Genomic DNA, 22,658 nt, shown 5'->3' on the forward strand with positions numbered 1-22,658 from the left:
TTAACAAATAATTGATTTTTTTCATTGTTAGTCAGTACTTGATTGTCCTCCAGATCCTTTGAACACCTCATGGTCAGGGTTTCCTCCTGATACTAAGTAGGCCATCAAATCTTTTAGTTCTTCCGCGTTTAATCTGTTAATCATTCCTGGTAACATGATTGAAACTTCAGAAAGCTTAACCTCTTCTACACTAGACTTAGGGACAGTTCTGATTGTCTGTGGAGCAAATGGATTCTGAGACACATAGTAATTTTCATCATCTTCATTTGTTACTCTACCGACAACAGAATTACCATCATTCAGAACTAAAACAGAAGCTGCATATTGATCTGAAATCACTGCACTAGGATCTATTGTTGCTTCTAGAATATCTTTTGGTGAAAACCTAGTTCCCAATTGTGTTAAATCCGGACCTATGATTCCTCCTTCACCTTGCATCGTGTGACAGGATTGACATAACGTGGCTGTGTACATTGCTTTGCCTCTCACAAAATCTCTACCTGATAAATTTTCAACCAAAGGAGCTGCTTCTTCCAAAGTCCATCTTCTTCCCGGTCCTTCTGGCTGAATATCCGATTCAATAATATCGTTTCCATTTCCTGTGAGTAGAGCGGCACCGGACATTTCATCATATTTTGCATTTTCAGCATTAGAAACATGCGATAAGGCCATTTTCCTTGCTCTATCAATAAATCCTACATAACTTCTTCCTCCTTTGTAGTTGAATGCATTTCTAATCCAAGTGAAGTATTTATCATGCAATTCTGGAGTCCAACCTTTTTCGGCTCCTCCAAGAACAACAGCATAGTAGGTTTGCTGAGCTGGTGGAACATTCGCTAACATATTTGCGATATCCATTCCATATTGAGGATTTCTCATAATCAAATCCGAAGAAGAAGTGAATGTCTTTTGATAAGACTCATCATCTTTCGCAGTTTCTAACTGGGCAACGATTTTACTTACTGCATCTGGCGCTCCTGTGTAAGAAAGCAGTTTTGCCAGCTCTCTATCCAAATTATTATTCCCTGAAGGGTAATGTGGATCTAGGTATGATACTACTTTAGGAAAAGATGCTTTGGAAGAATTTTCGAACCTGAAAAGAGTTAACTCTATTGCTCTTAAAATATTCTGCTTTCCGGTTTCTGATAGGCTTCCATAATCGATGCTGGTTAACTTATCCAAAAGTGGTGTTGCAACACTTGCGTTTCCATGTCTTGCCAAAGCAATTGCTCCTTGAATTGCTATTTCAGGATTTTCCTCGGAAAACACTTTTGATTGCCATTCTGAGAGAGGTTGATGCTCTACAGCAATCCTGGCAGCATATTGAACAAATCTATCAGAATGAGCCAAATTTGGCCAAGCTGCTTCAATAGCTCCAGCTTTTGGTCCTGTATGATACTCCTCCAAATTTCTTCGAAGCATGTGTTCCTCAGTCAGAGTTTGTTTCGCTTCAGTTCCAGCTGCCTGATCTCCGTCATAATAAACTCGGTATAAATCAGATTCCAGTCTTCTACCTCCAGTTAAAAAATACATCGATCCGTCAGGACCAAACTCACCATCAGTTAAAGGAAGAGGAGATCCAGAAATAAACTCTTCTCCACTTGCAGCATATGATGCTCCATCAGGAGTTAAAGTAGTGGCATAAATAATCCCGAAACTCCAATCGAAGGTATAAAGTGCTTTTTTATATTTTTCAGGAAAATTGGAATTCGTTCCAAACATCACGTTTGTTGGTGAACCTTGTCCAATATTTAATACTGCAGGAAGATTATCCGGATAATTTGGAGACCATTTTTGGTTTCCTGTTCTCCATCCGAATTCTGCTCCACTGGGTACATAGCAAATTCTGGTAGGTCTATACCAAGGCATACCAAAATCCCATTCCATATCGGAGTCATAAGTAAATAAATCTCCATTTTCATTGAATGCGATATCGAATTCGTTTCTAAAACCAGCTGCTACCAATTCCCAAGACTTTCCTTCAGGATCTGTTTTTGCAATCCAGCCTCCCGGTGCCATTCTGCTATTGGCATGACCCCTTGGGTCTTTAATTTCCGGCAATAAATTATCTCGATCCCACGCTTTTGGAAGTCTATATGTATCCATTTCAGGAACATCCACATGATTTCCGGCAGATATGTAAATTGATTGGCCATCTGGAGACAGAATCATGCTATGAGGTCCATGCTCTCCTGGAGAGCCCTCCATAAGTTTTATCAAATTAACGGTTTCATATCGGTCATCTCCATCCAAATCCTGAATTCTATACATTCCTGTAGTTTTCTCGAACTCATCGTTTCCTCTGTGATTAACCATCACATAAACACTGTTAAATGCATAGAGTAACCCTTGGGCATAGCCCATACCTAATTTTTGATCGGTTTGATTCCCTACTACTAGTTTCTCAACCTTGGGAGCAAGTGAATCTGAACCTGTTGAAGGGATATCTAATCTGTAAAGTGCACCATATTGATCAGCAGTGATCATTCGTCCTTTATTGTCAAATGTCATTGCAACCCATGATCCTTGATCATTTTCACCTGGACTATAAATATGTTCTGCAACAAAGCCAGGAGGTAATTTCAATTTTGCAACCTTAGGGTGTACAGGTTTACTTTCTTCTTTTTTGGCACAAGAGGCTATCCCTAAAATAAATAGGGATAAAATCAAAATGCGGATTAATTGATTTTTTTGATTCATGGGGATTTATGGAAAGTTTATTGAATTGCTTACTAAATGAACTAACTCAATGAACACAATTCTAAGATAAATTGCACGAAGAAATACAAGAGTGGCGCGAAATCTAAGTAAAACTGCATGAAGCGGAGTTAACCGCTCCATGCAGGATTTTTTAAATTTTAAATTTTAGAAATAAGGGCTTAGATCAGACTCTGCTGCAGGGTATGAATAAAATTTATTCAGATTGGTAAATGCATTTGATCTTGGAATAGCTCCTTCTATTGGTGGATAATAATAGTCTAACGGATTTGCAATGATTCTTTGACCATGTGGTATAATAATCTCTTCAATCCTGTCAGTTCTTTGGATATCAAACCATCTTTTATTTTCGAAAGCCAGCTCTACTCTTCTTTCCTTAAAGATAGCTTCTCTTAACTCAGCCTGTCCAGAAGCAGTGGTTGGATCTAATCCAGCTCTTTCTCTAATTTGGTTCAAATAAGGTATAGCTTCTCCAGTTTTTCCTTGCTCATTAAGAATTTCAGCCATAAAGAGTAAAACCTCTGCATAGCGATATACTACCCAGTTAGTTCCGGTATTGTTATGCTGAGAATGTTTCTTTGCATGTTTCTTGATGTAAGGATAGGTTTTATCATCCCTAAAACTTCCTGCCAAAAACACATAGCCAATTGAAGCATCTTCTCTCAAATCCCCATCTTCATAGGCCTCAATAATATCTGGAGTTGGGATATTATTTCCCTCACCATCAATATTCTGAGGATTACTGGTTCCCATGATTGGCTGGAGCTCATCAGCGCTGATTGGTCTTGGCATAAATTGGTATATAAAGTTACCGTTCAAACCAGCTGCTCCTTCGATAAATTGAACCTCAAAAACAGATTCCATATTATTCTTATTATCGGCATTTCCTGGGAAGGCCATTGCATAATCTGCCATCAACATGTATTCTCCACTGGTAACTACTGGAGTCAACACTTGCTCAGCCTCAGACCATTTCTTCTGGTTAATGTACACATTGGCAAGCACTGTTCTAGCAGCCCCTTCAGTCACTCTTCCTGGCTCTTGAGCAGATTTTTTAGGCAACAATGGAATAGCTGCCTGTAAATCCTGCTCGATTTGTGCATAAATATCAGCTTCAGGAGAAAGGTCCAATGCCGCTTCTTCTCTAGTGGCAACTGGAGTCAAGTGTAATGGAACACTTCCAAAATACCTGGCTAATTCAAAATAAGCATAAGCTCTTAAGAATAATGCCTGCCCTTTTACATTGTCCTTAGCCGCTTGATCAAATTCAACCTCATCTATCAATGAAAGGATTTGGTTGGTTCTGGCAATGATCAAATAATCTTGTCTCCATTGGTTTAAAACATGGGTATTTGCCGTAGTACCATTGGATTCAGGTATGGAGAAATCCGCTATATCCTCTTGGTTATCCGTTGCTCCAAACAATATATTTCTTGCATAATAAGTGTTGTCTGAATGCATCTCCCCAAGAAGCCACGATCTATTGTTGGTAATGGTTCTCAGAGGTACATAAGCAGCATTCACTGCCTGCTCAAAATCGGTTTGGTTTTTGAAAAAGGTAGCAGAACTCAATTCTGTCTCAGGAACTACCGTTAGAAAATCTTCACAGCCAGTCAATAAAATACATGCTACTGCAAAGCCTAATATATGTTTTTTCATTTTTTCTACAGTTTGATTTTTACTAATGAGATGAGGTTAATCAAAAGGTGATGTTTACACCAAATGTGATTGTACGTGGCACAGGATAACCTGCCAAGTCAACGCCAGGACTCAAGTTACCTCCATCTCCCTGACCATTGTTCTGCATACTAACCTCTGGGTTAGACCCACCCCAATACGGAGTAAAGACAAACATATTTTGTCCTGAAGCATAAATACGTGCAGACTTCACAGCATTAGGCAAATTCGTGAAATTGTATCCTACTGTAATATTTCTAATGGTGAAATATGAAGCATCCCAAACGAAGTTACTATTTGGCCAGTCTCTCTCGATTCCTGTCACGTTTCCTCCACCTACTGTAGTACCAAAGATTCCTTCTCCAGGATTTTCAGGTGATCTAAATCGATCGGCCACTTTGGCAACCATGTTAAATACTCCATCTAGGTTTGCAGTAGAATACAGGTGTCTCATATACAGTTCATTTCCTTGAGATCCTGATGCTACGATACTTGCATCAAAATTCTTCCACCTGAAGTTATTGGTGAAACCATAGACAAAGTCTGGGAATGGATTACCAATGATAGTTCTGTCATCATTGTCTCCACCATATGTGATCACTCCATCTCCATTGATATCTTCCAACTTGATACTACCCACAGTAGATCTTCCTGGGATCTGAGGAGAGTTCGCTAAATCTTCGGCATTAGCATAATTTCCAAGTTTTCTTAATCCGTAAAACTGTCCGAATGGCTGTCCTACCTGAGTAATATGGGCATAACCATATACCCGATCAATTCCATCTGCTAACTCCAATACTTCATTTCTATTGATAGATAAGTTCGCATTGATAGACCATCTGAATGCTCCAGGGGTAATCACTGCATTGACTGTGAATTCATGACCCCAAAATTTAATTTCTCCAATATTATCGTTGAAATTGGTGAAACCTGATTCCTGAGGCACCTGAACCGCATACAATAAGTTAGTAGTATTCTTGGTATAATAATCATAACCTAAAGTCACTCTATCCTCCCATAATCCAAGATCGAAACCAATATCGAGTTGAGTAGTAGTTTCCCAACCCAAGTTCGAATTATTTAGAGATGTCACCGCCGCACCAGGTAATACTGAACTACCAAAAGCAGCATTAATAGTATTGTTCACCAAAGCATATTGCGTGTAGTTACCAATATTATTATTACCTGTCACCCCGTAACTTGCTCTCAATTTCAAAAATGAAACTGTAGAACTGGTGTTTAAGAATTCTTCATCAGACAATACCCAACCCAAAGATGTAGAAGGGAATACACCCCAGCGATTGTCTTCTCCAAATCTGGAAGAACCATCTCCTCTGACAGAGGCAGTAAATAAGTACTTACCTTTATAATTATATGTCAATCTTGAAAAGATGGACGTCAAAGACCATTCATCAACATCAGAAATCGTCCCTCCTCTGTTGATATTGATAGCACCCTGGACAGTTGGAAGTCGATCATCCGCATAAGTATCGGCCTGAACTCTTGTTCTATCTCTTCTAAATTGTTGATTTGAGAATCCAGCCAAAACTTCAAAATTATGATCTCCTATGCTGTTAGCATAGGTTGCAATATTTTCATTCAACCAAGAAAAGTCTTGAAAATTATCCCTGATAGAAACAGCAACAGTCGGGATTGATCTGTTTATTCGATTAGTAGCAGTAGATGGGTTAAAGAAAAAGAAGTTACTATTTCTTATTTCTGCATTGAAAGTTGATTTCAATGAAAGACCTTTGATAGGTCTCCATTCTGCATAGGTATTTGCCAAAATAATTACCCGCTTTGTTTCATTTTTTATTTCGTCAGCGGATCTCAACCAGTTCGGGTAAGCGAATATATTTCCTGTTTCAGCAGGGAATCTGTTGAATAATGTCAACTCCCCATTTTCATCATAAATATCCATCACTGGCCAAGTGTGTAGGGCATTAAATAAAATACCTGTACCTCTGGATCCATCAGTCTGAGGAGTGTTATCAAACACATAGCTAGGAGCCACATTTAATCCTATGCTTACTTTATCTGATACAGTATAATCTGTATTCATTCTAAGAGAGAATCGCTTAAAATCAGTGTTTCTCACAACTCCTTTTTGATCAAATACACCAGCTACAATTGCAGTATTGACCCTCTCTTTGTTGGAAGTGACAGTTAAGTTATAACTGGTAATTGGCGCTGTTTCCAACATGGCACCATACCAATCATTCGTCTTTCCACGGAAATCTGCAGGATTTTGGAAAATCTGAGGAACTGGCTGGCCAGCATCTTCATAATATTCCTTTTTAAATTGAGCGAACTCTTCCGCATTCAACATTTCAAGCCGATTACTTTCCACAACTTTCTGGAAACCGGTGTAGACATTTAAGTTTACATTGGTCTGACCAACTTTTCCTTTTTTTGTCGTAATCAAAACTACACCATTTGCTGCCCTAGACCCATACAATGAAGTAGAAGCAGCATCTTTCAAAATAGTAATATCTTGGATTTCATCAGGATTCAGCGTGTTAATATCTCCTGTAATAGGAAAACCGTCCACTACATATAATGGATCGCTACCCCCAGATACAGAAAGCTGACCACGAATCCTCACGTTCATCCCCTGACCTGGCTTACCAGTAGTTTGGTTTATCTGAACCCCTGCCAATTTACCTTGTAATTTTTGAGCAGTGGTAGTAACTGGGATATCTTTCAATTCTTCTTCACTGACAGTTTGAATAGCTCCAGTTACCTCTCTTTTTATCTGACTACCATACCCCACTACCACTACTTCGGAAAGATCCGACATAGAAGTATTGATGGTTACATCATAATTGGTTTGTCCAGACTGTACGGTTATCTCAGCAGGCGTATATCCAATAAAGCTCACAACTAAAACATTCCCAGCAGAAGCCTGAATACTAAAGTTACCATTTAAGTCCGTGACTGTTCCTACTTGCGTTCCTTTTATCATGATTGTAGCTCCAGGAACAACTTCACCTGTTTCGTCCTTTACATTACCAGTTACATTAAAGGTCTGAGCAAGGACCGATAAATTGGCTGAAAGGAGAATAAAAAAAAGCAGTAAAAAACGCTTTTTTAATAATAAATAATTGTTTTTCATAGATCTTGGGTTTTATGTTAACAAGCGGTAATTTCCTTCAATTAACTTCTATTAAGTTCTAAATCTATCCTGTCGCATCCTGCACTTATATAATATTCAAAAATTATTTAATAGCAGGACAGAACAGGATAGTAAATTTATTTTAATGTTTTGTTTAATAGATTTCATACATTATTAAATATTCTTTAATTTTTTATCGGCATTATTTAAAATATTTTTAAAATTACTTTAAAACTTTTCGAATAAATTCATAAGTAATTAATTTACAATTATTTCTATTGAAATCAAAAAGTGATTTTCTGTTAAATCTGATAAATTCATCTCAATAATAAATATAAACAATTATTTATTTTTTATATAACAACGATTTAGTTGTATCAAATTTAATATTTCAACGATTTTTCAAATACAGTATAGAACAGGACAGAAAGGTTTTTATATAGAACTACATTTATGTTTAGTTGTATACAATAAAACCCAAAATACATGGAAAAAATAAATCAACAATTTAACCATGTCAGCTTTTTATGGGACGATAAAAAGGCTACCGCTTTGGAAGGAAATGAAGTTGACCTATTGATCTATAGATCTAATATCCTGGGCGCAGATCTGCGCATCACCAATTATGGTGGAGGGAACACCAGTTGCAAGACTTTTGAAGCCGATCCTCTCACCAAAGAGTCCGTTGAGGTCATGTGGGTAAAAGGGTCCGGTGGGGATATCGGAACCCTGACCAAAGCCGGTCTGGCAGGACTTTATGTCGATAAGCTCCGTGCCCTGCAGGGAATCTACCGCGGGATCGAATTCGAAGATGAAATGGTCGGTCTGTTCAACCACTGTATCTACGACCTGAACTCCAAGGCCCCTTCCATTGACACCCCCTTACATGCCTTTTTACCTTTCAAACACATAGACCACCTGCATCCCGATGCGGCCATCGCCATTGCCGCCTCCAAAGACGGAGAGCAGATCACCGCTGATCTCTGGGGAGGACAGATCGCCTGGGTACCCTGGCAGAAGCCCGGTTTTGATCTGGGACTTCAGCTTCAGCAGACCCTGGCAGACAATCCTGGCATTCGGGGCATTATGCTCGGTGGTCACGGACTGTTCACCTGGGCAGACACTTCCTACGATTGCTACATCAACAGCCTGGAGGTCATCGAAACGGCCTCTGCCTATCTGGAAGCCAATTACGGAAAGAAAAGGCCCGTCTTTGGCGGTCAGAAAGTAAACGCTCTTCCGGCTGAGAAGCGTGCCTCACAGGCAGCCCTGCTCGCACCGGTACTCCGGGGACTGGCTTCTTCGGAAAAAAAGATGGTCGGTACCTTCTCGGACACCGATGTGGTTTTACAGTTCATCAATTCAAACGATCTGGGCAAATTGGCCCCCATGGGGACTTCCTGTCCCGATCACTTCCTGCGTACCAAAATCTCCCCGCTGGTGCTCGACATCCCCGCAGACATTGATCTGTCCGATCCTTCCTCCCTGAAGGCCGATCTGGAAAAGGAGTTTCTGAAGTACCGGGAGATGTATGCCGATTATTACGAAAAACACAAGCACCCCAATTCCCCTGCCATGCGGGACCCCAATCCGGTCATCATCCTTTGGCCGGGTGTAGGTCTATTCTCCTTTGCCAAGGACAAGCAGACCTCACGGGTTGCCTCTGAATTCTATATCAACGCCATCAACGTGATGCGTGGGGCCGAAGCGGTTTCCTCTTATGTTTCCCTCCCTCTTCAGGAGGCCTTCAACATTGAGTACTGGTTGCTCGAGGAAGCAAAACTCCAGCGCATGCCTAAGGAAAAACCCCTGTCAAGACGCATTGCCCTGATCACGGGAAGTGCCGGGGGAATCGGGAAAGGAATCGCCGAAAAATACATCCAGGAAGGCGCATGCGTGGTGGTCACCGACATCAACGATGAAAGGCTTGCCGAAACTGAAGCGGCCATGCAGAAAAAATACGGAAAGGATGTTTTCCTCGGGGTCACCCTGGACGTCACCGATCCGGAAAGTGTCAAAAAAGCCATGCAGGCCATCTGCCTGAAGTTCGGTGGAATCGACATCATCGTCAACAATGCCGGAATCTCCATCTCCAAGGCTTTCGAAGCCCATTCCGAGGATGACTGGAACAAATTGCTTGATATTCTGGTCAAGGGACAGTTTGAAGTCTCCCAGGTGGCCGTCAAAGTACTCAAGCAGCAGCGACTCGGAGGCGACATCATCAACATCGTCAGTAAAAACGCCCTGGTGGCAGGACCCAAAAACGTGGCTTACGGCACCGCCAAAGCTGCACAGCTCCATATGTCGCGTCTCATGGCAGCAGAACTCGGAGAGGACAAGATCCGCGTCAACGTGGTCAATCCCGATGCGGTCATCGAAAACTCTAACATCTGGGAAGGGGGATGGGCCGAAAATAGGGCCAAGGCATATGGAATCGAGGTAAAAGACCTGCCTGCCTATTATGCAAACAGAACTCTTCTCAAAGAAGCAGTAAAAACATCCGATATCGCAGAGGCAGCATTTGCTTTCGTATCGGGTATGCTCAATAAAACAACCGGGAACATGATCAACGTTGACGGCGGACTAGCCGCCGCTTTCCCGAGATGATAACCGATTCCATTCTTAACGCAAAAAAGCCAACTTTAGAGTTGGCTTTTTTAGTTTTTCAGGATATCAGAGATTTCTATTTATTTTATTGGTGAAAAAGGTAAAGTCTTAAAAAAAGTAGCATCTACTTTTTCAACAATTTTGCCTTCAGCCTCAGACGCATCTCTAGCAGCAATCCAATCAGGGTCTTTCAAAAATGCTTGAAAAGCCGCTTCAAAAGCAGCTTGATCCTGATGCCCCAACAAATAAACCAATTTTGGTTGTGCACCCGCTTTTTCTGAGGTTATCCAATAAGGATAATTTTTCAAACCTTGTCTCTGAAACAACTCCTGCGTATGATCTTTAAAACGAGTGATCAGATTTTCTAATTTCCCGTCAAAACAAGTGTAAATTCTCAATTGAAAAATCCCACTCTCTGAAGGCATACTCATTTCGTTCAGACCGGGTGCAAGAGTCATAAAAATTTGATCAATCCTAGAAACTAAAGCTCCATCTACAATAGATTTTTCATATGCACTTTTCCATTCGGGGTCATTTAAAAACTGATCCCACATCCTATCACGGGATTCCTCATCCGGGTAACCTAAAATATAAGTCAAAGAATTGTCATTGTTTTCAACGGGAAGAAAATAGACAATATTTTCCATTCCGCTTTTTTCGAACAAGGCCACTGTATGATCTTGAAATCTTTTTATAAGTTCATCCAGCTTTCCTGGATTAGCATAATATTTCCGAACCTCAAAATAGGTAGATTTCATATCTGCTATCTTTTGACAATAGGCACCAAAACTTAAAAGTAAACCAGCTAAGGTCAACAAAATTGTTTTTTTCATGGGGTTATTATTAAAGTTTTACTTAGTCAAATCTTCCAAATTAGAAGATTCCAAAATACTATTTTTTCTTCCAGGCTTTGAAAAGTCCTGGTAACATGACTAATGCAAAAATCAGAAGTCCAAATGACTCTCTAGATTCTTCCATAAAATCATTTTTCATGCTTAAATCGTGTTGTTCTACTTCTTGAGAAACCCATCCGCCTACATCACCTTGCCAGTAAAAAGCCGCTCCAATGAAACAGGCAATAACAACTATTGTCAAAGGAATTTTAGGGAAAATACCCCTAATCCCAAGAAGACAAAAAATGATGGCTACGGCATAGATACTAACCCAAATTTCCGGGTCTGGATCATTGAACTGCCAAAAGGCAAATAAGGCAAATAAAATTACCCATATTCCATAATAAACTTTGTTGAAGGTCATAATTAAAATGGTTAATAATCAAATCTAATTAAAACGATGATTATTTTTATATTAATTGCTAAATGGTGTTGAAATTCAAAATACCAGATTTGAAATTTATTTTAAACTTTATTGGTAAAGCATGTCATTAACTTTGATTAGAATTGCTTTTTTCAGTCTGGTATTTCTTAATACTGCGATCTCTTTTGCGCAAAATCAAGATTCTACTATAATTAACCATCCTGACACCATAAAAAAGCCAGTGTTTTTTTTAGAGGACACCCTGTTTTTTATAAATACTTCACTAGGTCCTTTTAGCCAAAAGGATAGAGCTTTAAATATTAGCAGAAAGCTAGAATCGCTAGTAGAATCAAATGTGTTTGATACAACCCTTTTGGAAATCACCAAAGATAATGCTGCAGTTGAAATCCTCCATGGTGATCTGATTCTAGCGAGTGTGACTGAACCAGACGCTGTTTTCCTGGGGAAAACCCAAGAAGAAATTGCTCGAGATTATATTTCAGCTATCAAACAATCCTATAAACTTAATAATCAGAAGCGATCACTTATTCAAAATTTAACGAGAACAGGAATTCTGTTTGGAGTTTTACTCATCGTTGTAATCCTGGTTAGATTCATTAATAAAGGCTTTAATAGACTGATTGATTTTATCCTCTTAAGATGGCATAATTACTTTAAGGGAATCAAAATCAAAGATTTTGAATTGCTTTCTGGTAAACAAGAAGAAAAACTACTGAAGCTAATGATGAGAGTCCTTAAGGTACTCTTCATTATTGTGTTGTTATATCTGACTTTGCCTATTGTTTTCAGCATATTCCCGACAACGAAAAACCTAGCAAATGCCTTACTCAGTTATATTACCACCCCTATAAAATCGATTTTCAGCTCTTTTATAGAGTATCTTCCGGAACTTTTCATGATCCTGGTGGTCGTCGTGATTACATTTTATTTAGGGAAATTTATAAATTTTATTTCCGGTGAAATTGAGAGAGGAAATCTTAGCATTCCTGGGTTTTATCCCGAATGGGCAAAACCAACATTCAATCTGGTAAAAGTTATTTTATATGCATTTGCCTTTATTGTCATTTTTCCATACTTACCAGGCTCAAACTCCCCAGCTTTTCAGGGCGTTAGTGTTTTTCTGGGTCTCTTGATTTCATTAGGCTCTTCATCTGCAATCAGCAATATTATAGCCGGATTGGTCATCATTTATATGAGGGCATTTAAAATAGGAGATCGAGTAAAAATTGGTGATACAGTAGGAGATGTCATAGAGAAAACTATGCTTGTTACCAGACTGAGAACCATCAAAAATGAGGAAGTTACTATTCCTAATTCCGCGATTTTGGCAGGGAATACGGTGAATTATTCGGTAGAATCCAACGGGCCTGGCTTAATATTGCATTCAACAGTTACTATTGGGTATGATGTTCCATGGAGACAAGTTCATGAATTACTGATAAATGCTGCTCTCCAAGTGGAAACAGTGATCAAAGAACCTAAACCCTTTGTTTTGCAAACTAGCCTCGATGATTATTATGTAAGCTATCAAATCAACGCCTACACCAATGATTCAAAAAAAGCTGCAAAAAGTTATTCGGACCTTCACGCTAATATTCAAGATGATTTTAACGAAGCAGGAGTAGAAATTATGTCGCCTCATTATCGTGCTAATCGGGATGGAAACCAACTTACTATTCCACCAAAATATATTCCGGAAATTGAACCTGTTGAAGTCCCTCCTGCTCAAGAAGAAATTAAGAATGACAACCCTGAAGACCCCGGAGATGTAGCAGAAGATTCAACTTATAAATAATTCATTCTATGTTGGAAATAGGTAGGGCAGAAAGCGAAAGTGATCTACAGGGAATTCTCGAACTTCAGCAAAAAAACCTTCCTCAAAACATCACTCCTGAAGAAAAATCTGAACAGGGATTTGTAAGAGTAGAACATAATCTAGAATTATTGGGATTACTTAATTCCATCGAAGCACATGTTATCGCAAAGGATGGTAATTCGGTTGTGGCATATATTTTAGCCATGACAAAGAAATCAAGGAATGATGTACCCATGTTGATCCCAATGTTTCATCAACTAGACAAACTGACTTATAAAGGGAAGCTCGTTAGCGAATATAACTATATGGTTATCGGTCAGGTTTGTATTGGAAAAAACTACCGGGGTCAGGGGTTATTTGCCAGCTGTTTTGAAGCTTATAGCGCTGCTTTTGCAAAGGACTATGATTTTGCGATTACGGAAATTTCAATTTCTAATCCAAGATCCATAAAAGCCCATCAAAAAGCGGGGTTTGAAATAATCCATACTTTTCAAGATGAGTTTGAGACCTGGGTAATTGTAGTATGTGACTGGAACAAAAAATAGTTTTATTTCATCTTAACTCTCAGCAAATCCATATCTGCTGTGATGTAGAGGTACTCTTCTTCTGTATCGAACGTACAATTAGATGTAGCTCTTCCCGTTTTGATAGTTCCTAAAAGTTTTCCTTCAGGACTAATGATCAAAATGCCTCCCGGGCCACTTGCGAAAAGATTTCCGCTACTATGAACCGCTAAACCATCAGGTAATCCAGGGTTTTCATCTCCAACTAAATCGGTAACATCCAAAATCACTTTTCCTGAAAATACATTTCCATTTTCGTCTAATTCGTAACGATAATATCTAGCTTTTAATGGATCAGATTGGGCGATAAACAAAGATTTTTCATCAGGGCTAAGTCCAATTCCATTTGGCCTCGAAAGTGTGTCAATTTGCAACGACAGGTTTCCCATAAAATCGATAAAATAAACCCCCTGAAAATCTAGCTCTTTCGTATTCCATTCATCTAAACCATAAGGAGGGTCAGTAAAATACATCCCTCCATTATTATTTATGACCAGATCATTTGGACTATTGAACTTTTTACCTTCAAATTGATTAGCAATTGCCACAAAATTCCCAGAAGGATTTCTGATAGGGCTTTTCATAACAGCTAATTGCCTTGCACCATGCTGGCAAAGCAACAAATCTCCGTTTATATCTAAAGCCAATCCGTTTGATCCTGGCTCTCTTTTACCTTTCTCATCTCCGAAATAACCTGATGGCTCCAAATAAATCTCTAAACTATCCTGCTCAGTCCATTTCCATATTCTGTTCTCTGGAACATCTGAAAAAATCAAAGCATCAATTACCTCAAGCCACAAAGGTCCTTCAGACCAGTTAAAACCAGATGCAATAATTTCGATATTAGAATCTTTGGGAATTAACTGATTTATCGCCGAATCCAATCGTTCAATTTTCCCGGTTGTAGCATAATTGAAACTAGATCGATCGGAATTTTCTGTTATACCAGATTCTTTTTCATCTTTTACCTCTGGGGATTTACAAGAAATTAAAAAGGATAAAATAAAAAGGGAGTAAAGGGCTTTTCTCATGGCTTTATTAGGGAGAAACATGAATTCGATCACATAATAACTCCAAAATAAGAATTTAACTCAAGAATTTTAATCCTTCTTAATCTGCTACAATCCTGTAGATCTTGAATCTGCCCCTCTATCTTTGATCAGGCCATTTCTTACAGCTAACTTTCTATACAACAAAATAGGATCAGAAGCTCCTCCATTTTGAATTCTTGCTTCTCTCACCAGTGACCTCACATCTGTTTGGAAAGCTTCCTGCAAACATTCTTGTGCTCCTACCACATCACCTTCCAATTGGCAGGAAGTCAATTTCTTTCTATCTACCAGGAGAGCTTTGGTATAACAGAGACTGATTGTTTCCAAAGCCTGCATTAAATCTTCAAGTGGATCTTTGGTATTATGACTTGCATCAATCATCCAAGAAATACTCTCCCAAGCCTGAGCCCCATCTTCTGAACCAGACACTAATTCACAAAAAATCAAAAAAAGTTGATATGGTTTGATACTTCCTGTTGTCAAATCATCATCTCCATACTTACTATCATTAAAGTGAAAACCAGCTAGCATATCCTGATACATGAGTGTCGCCACAATCTGTTCGATATTGGTATTTGGCAAATGATGTCCCAGATCAACCAGAACCTTAGCTCTATCTCCTAAAGATTTACAAAGTAAAGATGAGGTCCCCCAATCTGGGATAATGGTATGGTAAAAATTAGGCTCGTAGGGTTTGTATTCAAGTAATAATTTCCAATCATCAGGCATGGAATTATATATTTCACTTAATGATTCTTGAGTCCATTGTAAAGCATTTCTAAGACTTGCTTGTCCAGGGAAATTACTACCATCAGCTAGCCAAACCGTCAATCCTTTGCTTCCTAGCTTCTTCCCGATTTCAATTACTTCTATGTTATGGGCAACAGCTTGATTTCGGATCAGTTTCTTTGCATTTCCTAAAGAGCCAAGTTTATATGTTTCATTTTGACCATAATCCTGAAAAGTATTGCTGTTCATTGCATCAAATGAAATTCCCAATTCATCTGCCAGTGACTTGATAGCAGTATAGTCAGAAGGGATGTCCCATGGAATATGCAATGAAACACTATCGGTTTTTTGAGTCAAACTTTTAAGCAAACCAATATCTTCCAACTTCTCTTCCAAGTTTCTGGGTTCACCTCCTATTCCAAATCTTCCAAATCTTGTTCCTCCAGCTCCCAGAGCCCAGCTAGGAACAGCAATCTGAAAATCTTTTATTCTTTCGACTAACTCACTTACATCAAAGCCATCTTTGTTGAGCCTATTTGAAATATAATCCAATTCATCCTTATTAATCTGAGCACATGAATGGTTGAATTCCTGTATTTTTTCTGAAGATAATTTCATGATTCATCTGGTTGATCATCAGTTTTTTTATTGATCCAAAAAGGAGCAGACCCAAACCAAATAAACATCCCTATGGTCATATAAAGATGGCTAGAATCAAGACTGATGACTGATTTAAAAAACAAAATTGGAGGGATTATAGTAAGAACCAAACCAATGAATGAGGCTAATTTGAGTATACTTTTCATGCTAGCTTGGTTTTAAGTGCGGGGAAACTAATTTTGGAAAAACTCACAAAGAGGATCACAGCGATAAACCAACCAGGAAGCCCCAAGAAGAACACATCTAATCCGTAAAAGTAATTCAAGAGTAGACAGGCAAATAAAGTACAAATCCAAGCTGCCAAAGCTGGCCATGTAAAATTTCTATTGTTTTTAAGAGCTTGCTCTTGTTGAAATTTGAATTTATCAGCGAAATAAAAATCAGCAAAAATAACTGCTCCCATTGGCATGAGTATTAAGCCATAGAGCGCCACGAAATCCAGTAGTTTCATTACTAATGCTGGAAAACAAGCGGCTAAACTAGTGATACCCCCAACTATAGCTGTGATTTTCCAAGTTTTGGTTTTAGGGAAAATACCTTGAAGAGCTAATCCCGCTCTGTATATAGTTGGATTGGCGGTAGTCCAACCTGCTACAACCACGCAAACTGCTCCGGCAACTCCCGCAGCTTGAAAAGCAATCGGGCCGGGTGCAAATTCCTGAGAATTGACATTAGTCTGTAGAAAAACAGCATATAATATCCCAGAGGCTATCCAGGCTACAAAATGCCCAATGTACATACCAGCAAAAGAGAGGAACCCATATTTCCAGGATTTGGCATACCTAAGAATTGTCAAGTCAGACATTCCAATATGCATGGCCATATTACAAAACCAGCAGAAAAAGATGATGTGCCAGATATTAAATTTAGATATTCCAGGAAGCGGAACCCCTGTCCAAATTACTTCTTTGGCGGCAACTATAAATTCATCAAAGGAATGAACTCCTAACTGGGGTAGTGCGGCAAAAGCGGCAGAGACAAAAATCAAGATCATCCATGGAGCCATTACATTGGCGAATTTTGCCACTTGATTATATCCTCTGATTGCAATTAATGTAATAACTGCTCCCATAATCATAACTGCTACTATCCATCCAGGAGTTTTGGGATACCAATCACTTAAAGTGGGCATTTCAAGACCAAATGGGATACCTACAGCGGTTGCTGAAACGGCAATCATAGAGCCTGCTAAAAAGCAAAACATTAAGGCATTTATAAAATTGTATAAGTTGACAACTGACTTACCTGTGATCCTCTCCAATTGATAATACAGAGTCAAACGCTTTTTAGTAGCTATGGGACCAGTCATTAAACCCCAACTTAAAACAGCTAATAAATTCCCTATAAAAAGTCCTAAAAATAAATCTCCGGCACTCACGCCATGTGCCACAAACAAGGGCCCAATAACAAATTCAGTTCCTGCCGTATGCTCTCCTGCATACATTCCAAGGAAGCTCTTTCCACTTTTAAGTTGGCTAGCAGGAACAGGCGTTCTTTCAAACTCGTTGTTCTGACTTACTATCTTTTTAAATAATTTCTGCTCTTTCATATTGTATGCTCAAAAAATCTAAATAAACTATTCTAACTATCCTGTTCCATCCTAGGGATTATTCAAAAGATAGGAATAAAAGTAGAAAGCTGTTTCTCTTCCGCCTCCATTTCTTTAAATTGGAACTTGATTGAAATGCCTTTAAAAAACAGATTTAGGAGGTATTCTTTTGAAAACAATGTTATTTTCAAGACAGCACAGGATACGAGAAACTATAGAGAACCCCATATTCAACCTATTAAATTGAAATATTAAATGAACACGAATACACAAGAATTCAAACATGTCAGCTTTTTATGGGACGATAAAAAGGCTGCCGCTTTGGAAGGAAATGAAGTTGACCTATTGATCTATAGATCTAATATCCTGGGCGCAGATTTACGCATCACCAATTATGGTGGAGGGAACACCAGTTGCAAGACTTTTGAAGCCGATCCTCTCACCAAAGAGTCCGTTGAGGTCATGTGGGTCAAAGGATCCGGTGGGGATATAGGAACCCTTACCAAAGCCGGGCTGGCAGGACTTTATGTCGATAAGCTCCGTGCCCTGCAGGGAATCTACCGCGGGATCGAATTCGAAGATGAAATGGTCGGTCTGTTCAACCACTGTATCTACGACCTGAACTCCAAGGCCCCTTCCATTGACACCCCCTTACATGCCTTTTTACCTTTCAAACACATAGACCACCTGCATCCCGATGCGGCCATCGCCATTGCCGCCTCCAAAGACGGAGAGCAGATCACCGCTGATCTCTGGGGAGGACAGATCGCCTGGGTACCCTGGCAGAAGCCCGGTTTTGATCTGGGACTTCAGCTTCAGCAGACCCTGGCAGACAATCCTGGCATTCGGGGCATTATGCTCGGTGGTCACGGACTGTTCACCTGGGCAGACACTTCCTACGATTGCTACATCAACAGCCTGGAGGTCATCGAAACGGCCTCTGCCTATCTGGAAGCCAATTACGGAAAGAAAAGGCCCGTCTTTGGCGGTCAGAAAGTAAACGCTCTTCCGGCTGAGAAGCGTGCCTCACAGGCAGCCCTGCTCGCACCGGTACTCCGGGGACTGGCTTCTTCGGAAAAAAAGATGGTCGGTACCTTCTCGGACACCGATGTGGTTTTACAGTTCATCAATTCAAACGATCTGGGCAAATTGGCCCCCATGGGGACTTCCTGTCCCGATCACTTCCTGCGTACCAAAATCTCCCCGCTGGTGCTCGACATCCCCGCAGACATTGATCTGTCCGATCCTTCCTCCCTGAAGGCCGATCTGGAAAAGGAGTTTCTGAAGTACCGGGAGATGTATGCCGATTATTACGAAAAACACAAGCACCCCAATTCCCCTGCCATGCGGGACCCCAATCCGGTCATCATCCTTTGGCCGGGTGTAGGTCTATTCTCCTTTGCCAAGGACAAGCAGACCTCACGGGTTGCCTCTGAATTCTATATCAACGCCATCAACGTGATGCGTGGGGCCGAAGCGGTTTCCTCTTATGTTTCCCTCCCTCTTCAGGAGGCCTTCAACATTGAGTACTGGTTGCTCGAGGAAGCAAAACTCCAGCGCATGCCTAAGGAAAAACCCCTGTCAAGACGCATTGCCCTGATCACGGGAAGTGCCGGGGGAATCGGGAAAGGAATCGCCGAAAAATACATCCAGGAAGGCGCATGCGTGGTGGTCACCGACATCAACGATGAAAGGCTTGCCGAAACTGAAGCGGCCATGCAGAAAAAATACGGAAAGGATGTTTTCCTCGGGGTCACCCTGGACGTCACCGATCCGGAAAGTGTAAAAAAAGCCATGCAGGCCATCTGCCTGAAGTTCGGCGGAATCGACATCATCGTCAACAATGCCGGAATCTCCATCTCCAAGGCTTTCGAAGCCCATTCCGAGGATGACTGGAACAAATTGCTTGATATTCTGGTCAAGGGACAGTTTGAAGTCTCCCAGGTGGCCGTCAAAGTACTCAAGCAGCAGCGACTCGGAGGCGACATCATCAACATCGTCAGTAAAAACGCCCTGGTGGCAGGACCCAAAAACGTGGCTTACGGCACCGCCAAAGCTGCACAGCTCCATATGTCGCGTCTCATGGCAGCAGAACTCGGAGAGGACAAGATCCGCGTCAACGTGGTCAATCCCGATGCGGTCATCGAAAACTCTAACATCTGGGAAGGGGGATGGGCCGAAAATAGGGCCAAGGCATATGGAATCGAGGTAAAAGACCTGCCTGCCTATTATGCAAACAGAACTCTTCTCAAAGAAGCAGTAAAAACATCCGATATCGCAGAGGCAGCATTTGCTTTCGTATCGGGTATGCTCAATAAAACAACCGGGAACATGATCAACGTTGACGGCGGACTAGCCGCCGCTTTCCCGAGATAAAATAAAAAATGAAAACAAAAACCCAACATAACCCAAAACACTATGCTTGTCGACAAATCGGAAAGAATCCATACGGATTCGAGGACCCCTAAATATTTGCAAGTAGTGAACTTGATCCTCGATGAAATAGAAAAAGGAAAACTAAAAATTGGGGATCGAATTCCCTCAATTAATGAAACAAGTTTTGATTTTTTGCTCTCAAGAGATACGGTAGAAAAAGCTTATAATGAGCTGAAAGATCGTGGAATAATTACTTCAGTGAGAGGAAAAGGTTTTTATGTAAGTTCAACAAATGTAGAAAATAAGCTAAAGGTTCTGCTTTTGTTTAACAAACTAAGTTCTTACAAAAAGATCATTTACTATTCTATTATTGAGACGCTTGGAGATAGTGCTACTGTGGATATGCAAATCCATCATTACAACGTGAATGTGCTGGAAGATTTGATCAATCAAAGTGTTGGAAAGTATAATTATTATGTAGTCGCACCTCACTTCTTCGATAAGGAAACTCATCCGGTATGTGGTTGTGATTTACTTAAAAAAATCCCGAAAGATAAGCTCTTCATAATAGACCGAGCTGTAAAAGGTCATGAAAATGAATTTCCAGGGATTTATCAGGATTTTGCCAAAGATATTTTCGCGGCTTTAGAGTCTGGCCTTACTCATTTAAGAAAGTATAAAAGAATGATTTTGGTCTTCCCCAAAGGAGACATGTACCCGGTTGAGATAGTTGACGGGTTCAAGCGATTTTGCTTCTTCCATGATTTTGAAAATATAATTCTGGATGGTATCGATGATGAACCCCTTTACAAAGGTGATTTATTACTTGTACTGGCAGAATCAGATCTGGTAAATATTATTAAAAAATCCAGAGAACAATTATTGACACTCGGCGAAGATGTAGGTTTGATATCATATAATGAAACTCCCCTTAAAGAAATTCTAGATAAGGGAATTTCCACCATTTCTACCGATTTCATTCATATGGGAAGATCTATAGCTAAGCAAATCCTTGGCACTGAGGACAGAATCCCAATCAAAAACCCATTTAGACTTATCGTTAGAAAATCACTCTAACCAGTATTAAAATCAATGGTTCTTATAATTCATGATTAAAACTCCCGTAACAGCAATTTTCGACATTGGTAAAACCAATAAAAAATTCTTCCTTTTTGATCAGGATTTAGAGGTGGTTTTCCAGACCTATCATAGACTTGAGCCTGGAAAAGATGAGGATGGTTTTCAATCAGAGCCTCTGGATGAGTTGAAATCATGGATGATTGATACGTTCAATAAAGCCCGTCAATCAGGAGAGTTTGAAATAGAAAGAATCAATTTCACAAGCTATGGAGCTACTATTGTTAATACCGATGAGAAAGGGAATCCAGTCACACCGCTTTATGATTACTTAAAGCCTTTTCCAGAAGAATTGTTAAACAGATTTTATGAGGAACAAGGTGGGAAAATGAACTTCTGTACCACCACTTCTTCACCTCCTTTAGCAATGTTAAATTCAGGTTTGCAGTTGTATTTTATAAAAAATGAAAAACCAGAACTATTCAAAAAGATAAAACACACCTTTCATTTACCCCAATATTTAAGTTCCATATTTACAGGCAAGTTCGTTTCAGATTTTACTAGCATTGGCTGTCATACCGGACTTTGGGATTTTCAAAAACAAGAGTATCATAAATGGTTAAAGGAGAATGATGTTTTAGACTTGCTTTTGCCAGTAATGGCAAGTTCTTCTATTTTTAAAACCTTACCTGAATTCGGAGGCATCCCTTCTGGAATTGGAGTTCATGATTCATCCTCAGCCCTATTACCTTATCTAAAAAGGGAAAATGAGCCATTTATACTTTTATCCACAGGTACTTGGGCAATCAGTATTAATCCTTTTAACAAAACTCCACTTACAGAATCTGAATTATTGAAGGATTGCCTACAGTTTATTGGGATCACGGGAGATCCAATTAAAATCAGCCGCCTTTTTATTGGTGAGGAGCACAAGTATCAGGTAGATAAGATGTATGAGTTCTTCAAAAAGCCACAAGGAACCTATAAGAAATTAAAGTTTGAAGAGGATCGTTTTAATAAAGTTAAATCGAAGCCGGAAAGAGTGAGATTCCATTATTTGAAGCCAGAAGCTTATGGGCTTACTCAAGCCGAAAAAATGGATTTTACTGACTTTGAAGATTTTGAAGATGCCTATTACAGTTTTCTGCATCAACTAACAGATCTTCAAATTGCAGCGCTCAAGCTAGTTTGGGCAGATTCCTCTGTCTCAAGAATGTTCATTGATGGTGGGTTCAATGCGAATGAAATATTTGTCGAAATGCTTCGTGAAAAATTGCCTCAACTGGAAATTCTAACCAGTGATTTTGCCCTTGGGACAGCCCTTGGGGCAGCTTTATTGGTTCAGCCTGATTTTAAACCTCCCGCTATTTAGTTCTTGTCACTCCACGGAATACCGAAAGATTAAAAACACAAGCTTTTGATATCTGTTTTTTTACTTAAA

General features: G+C 39.8%; 15 protein-coding genes. 6 read left to right on the plus strand and 9 right to left on the minus strand.

The features are described from left to right. Positions 1-27 precede the first annotated feature (27 nt). The 3 genes from AAGF08_RS17995 to AAGF08_RS18005 form a co-directional block, all read right to left on the minus strand. On the minus strand, positions 28-2,700 hold the full coding sequence (locus AAGF08_RS17995) for a c-type cytochrome (RefSeq protein WP_343512758.1): 2,673 nt from the start codon (positions 2,698-2,700) through the stop codon (positions 28-30). Between the two features lie 165 nt (positions 2,701-2,865). Next, complete coding sequence (locus AAGF08_RS18000; protein ID WP_343512759.1) at positions 2,866-4,377, minus strand: RagB/SusD family nutrient uptake outer membrane protein; 1,512 nt, start codon at positions 4,375-4,377, stop codon at positions 2,866-2,868. Between the two features lie 40 nt (positions 4,378-4,417). After that, the gene (locus tag AAGF08_RS18005) at positions 4,418-7,510 is read right to left on the minus strand and encodes a TonB-dependent receptor (protein WP_343512760.1); all 3,093 of its coding nucleotides are present in this window, start codon (positions 7,508-7,510) and stop codon (positions 4,418-4,420) included. A 486-nt stretch (positions 7,511-7,996) separates the two neighbouring features. Here AAGF08_RS18005 and AAGF08_RS18010 point away from each other — a divergent pair, with 486 nt between their 5' ends. Next, positions 7,997-10,117 carry a bifunctional aldolase/short-chain dehydrogenase gene (locus AAGF08_RS18010; protein WP_343512761.1) on the plus strand — a complete coding sequence of 707 codons (2,121 nt, stop codon included), beginning with the start codon at positions 7,997-7,999 and terminating at the stop codon, positions 10,115-10,117. Positions 10,118-10,197: 80 nt separating this feature from the next. Here AAGF08_RS18010 and AAGF08_RS18015 read toward each other — a convergent pair whose 3' ends face one another. Together AAGF08_RS18015 and AAGF08_RS18020 are read right to left on the minus strand one after the other, a co-directional pair. Then, positions 10,198-10,950 carry an NIPSNAP family protein gene (locus tag AAGF08_RS18015; RefSeq protein ID WP_343512762.1) on the minus strand — a complete coding sequence of 251 codons (753 nt, stop codon included), beginning with the start codon at positions 10,948-10,950 and terminating at the stop codon, positions 10,198-10,200. 58 nt (positions 10,951-11,008) lie between these two features. Beyond that, positions 11,009-11,374 carry a transmembrane 220 family protein gene (locus AAGF08_RS18020; protein WP_343512763.1) on the minus strand — a complete coding sequence of 122 codons (366 nt, stop codon included), beginning with the start codon at positions 11,372-11,374 and terminating at the stop codon, positions 11,009-11,011. A gap of 121 nt (positions 11,375-11,495) precedes the next feature. Here AAGF08_RS18020 and AAGF08_RS18025 point away from each other — a divergent pair, with 121 nt between their 5' ends. Beyond that, positions 11,496-13,190 (plus strand): mechanosensitive ion channel family protein, encoded by a 1,695-nt coding sequence (locus tag AAGF08_RS18025; protein ID WP_343512765.1) that lies wholly within the window; start codon positions 11,496-11,498, stop codon positions 13,188-13,190. An 8-nt stretch (positions 13,191-13,198) separates the two neighbouring features. Then, positions 13,199-13,756, plus strand: coding sequence for a GNAT family N-acetyltransferase (locus AAGF08_RS18030; RefSeq protein WP_343512766.1), 558 nt, complete (start codon positions 13,199-13,201; stop codon positions 13,754-13,756). A 2-nt stretch (positions 13,757-13,758) separates the two neighbouring features. Here the strand turns inward: AAGF08_RS18030 and AAGF08_RS18035 are convergent, their stop codons facing one another. From AAGF08_RS18035 to AAGF08_RS18050, 4 genes are all read right to left on the minus strand, one after another. Next, positions 13,759-14,805: an SMP-30/gluconolactonase/LRE family protein gene (locus tag AAGF08_RS18035; RefSeq protein WP_343512767.1), complete on the minus strand. Its 1,047-nt coding sequence runs from the start codon at positions 14,803-14,805 to the stop codon at positions 13,759-13,761. Between the two features lie 87 nt (positions 14,806-14,892). Next, positions 14,893-16,173, minus strand: coding sequence for a TIM barrel protein (locus AAGF08_RS18040; protein ID WP_343512768.1), 1,281 nt, complete (start codon positions 16,171-16,173; stop codon positions 14,893-14,895). Then, positions 16,170-16,361 carry a hypothetical protein gene (locus AAGF08_RS18045; protein WP_343512769.1) on the minus strand — a complete coding sequence of 64 codons (192 nt, stop codon included), beginning with the start codon at positions 16,359-16,361 and terminating at the stop codon, positions 16,170-16,172. The genes AAGF08_RS18040 and AAGF08_RS18045 overlap by 4 nt, the downstream gene beginning before the upstream one ends. Further along, the gene (locus tag AAGF08_RS18050) at positions 16,358-17,764 is read right to left on the minus strand and encodes a hypothetical protein (protein ID WP_343512771.1); all 1,407 of its coding nucleotides are present in this window, start codon (positions 17,762-17,764) and stop codon (positions 16,358-16,360) included. The genes AAGF08_RS18045 and AAGF08_RS18050 overlap by 4 nt, the downstream gene beginning before the upstream one ends. Positions 17,765-18,019: 255 nt before the next feature. On the opposite strand from AAGF08_RS18050, the gene AAGF08_RS18055 reads away from it, so the two are divergent. From AAGF08_RS18055 to AAGF08_RS18065, 3 genes are read left to right on the plus strand one after another with little or no spacing between them, the layout of a single operon-like run. Further along, positions 18,020-20,140, plus strand: coding sequence for a bifunctional aldolase/short-chain dehydrogenase (locus AAGF08_RS18055; RefSeq protein ID WP_343512772.1), 2,121 nt, complete (start codon positions 18,020-18,022; stop codon positions 20,138-20,140). Between the two features lie 42 nt (positions 20,141-20,182). Continuing rightward, the gene (locus AAGF08_RS18060; protein WP_343512773.1) at positions 20,183-21,217 is read left to right on the plus strand and encodes a GntR family transcriptional regulator; all 1,035 of its coding nucleotides are present in this window, start codon (positions 20,183-20,185) and stop codon (positions 21,215-21,217) included. Positions 21,218-21,248: 31 nt separating this feature from the next. Further along, positions 21,249-22,589, plus strand: a complete 1,341-nt coding sequence (locus tag AAGF08_RS18065; RefSeq protein ID WP_343512774.1) for an FGGY family carbohydrate kinase — start codon at positions 21,249-21,251, stop codon at positions 22,587-22,589. Positions 22,590-22,658: the final 69 nt, after the last annotated feature.

Source organism: Algoriphagus sp. SE2, assembly GCF_039563885.1.
Lineage (GTDB): Bacteria > Bacteroidota > Bacteroidia > Cytophagales > Cyclobacteriaceae > Algoriphagus.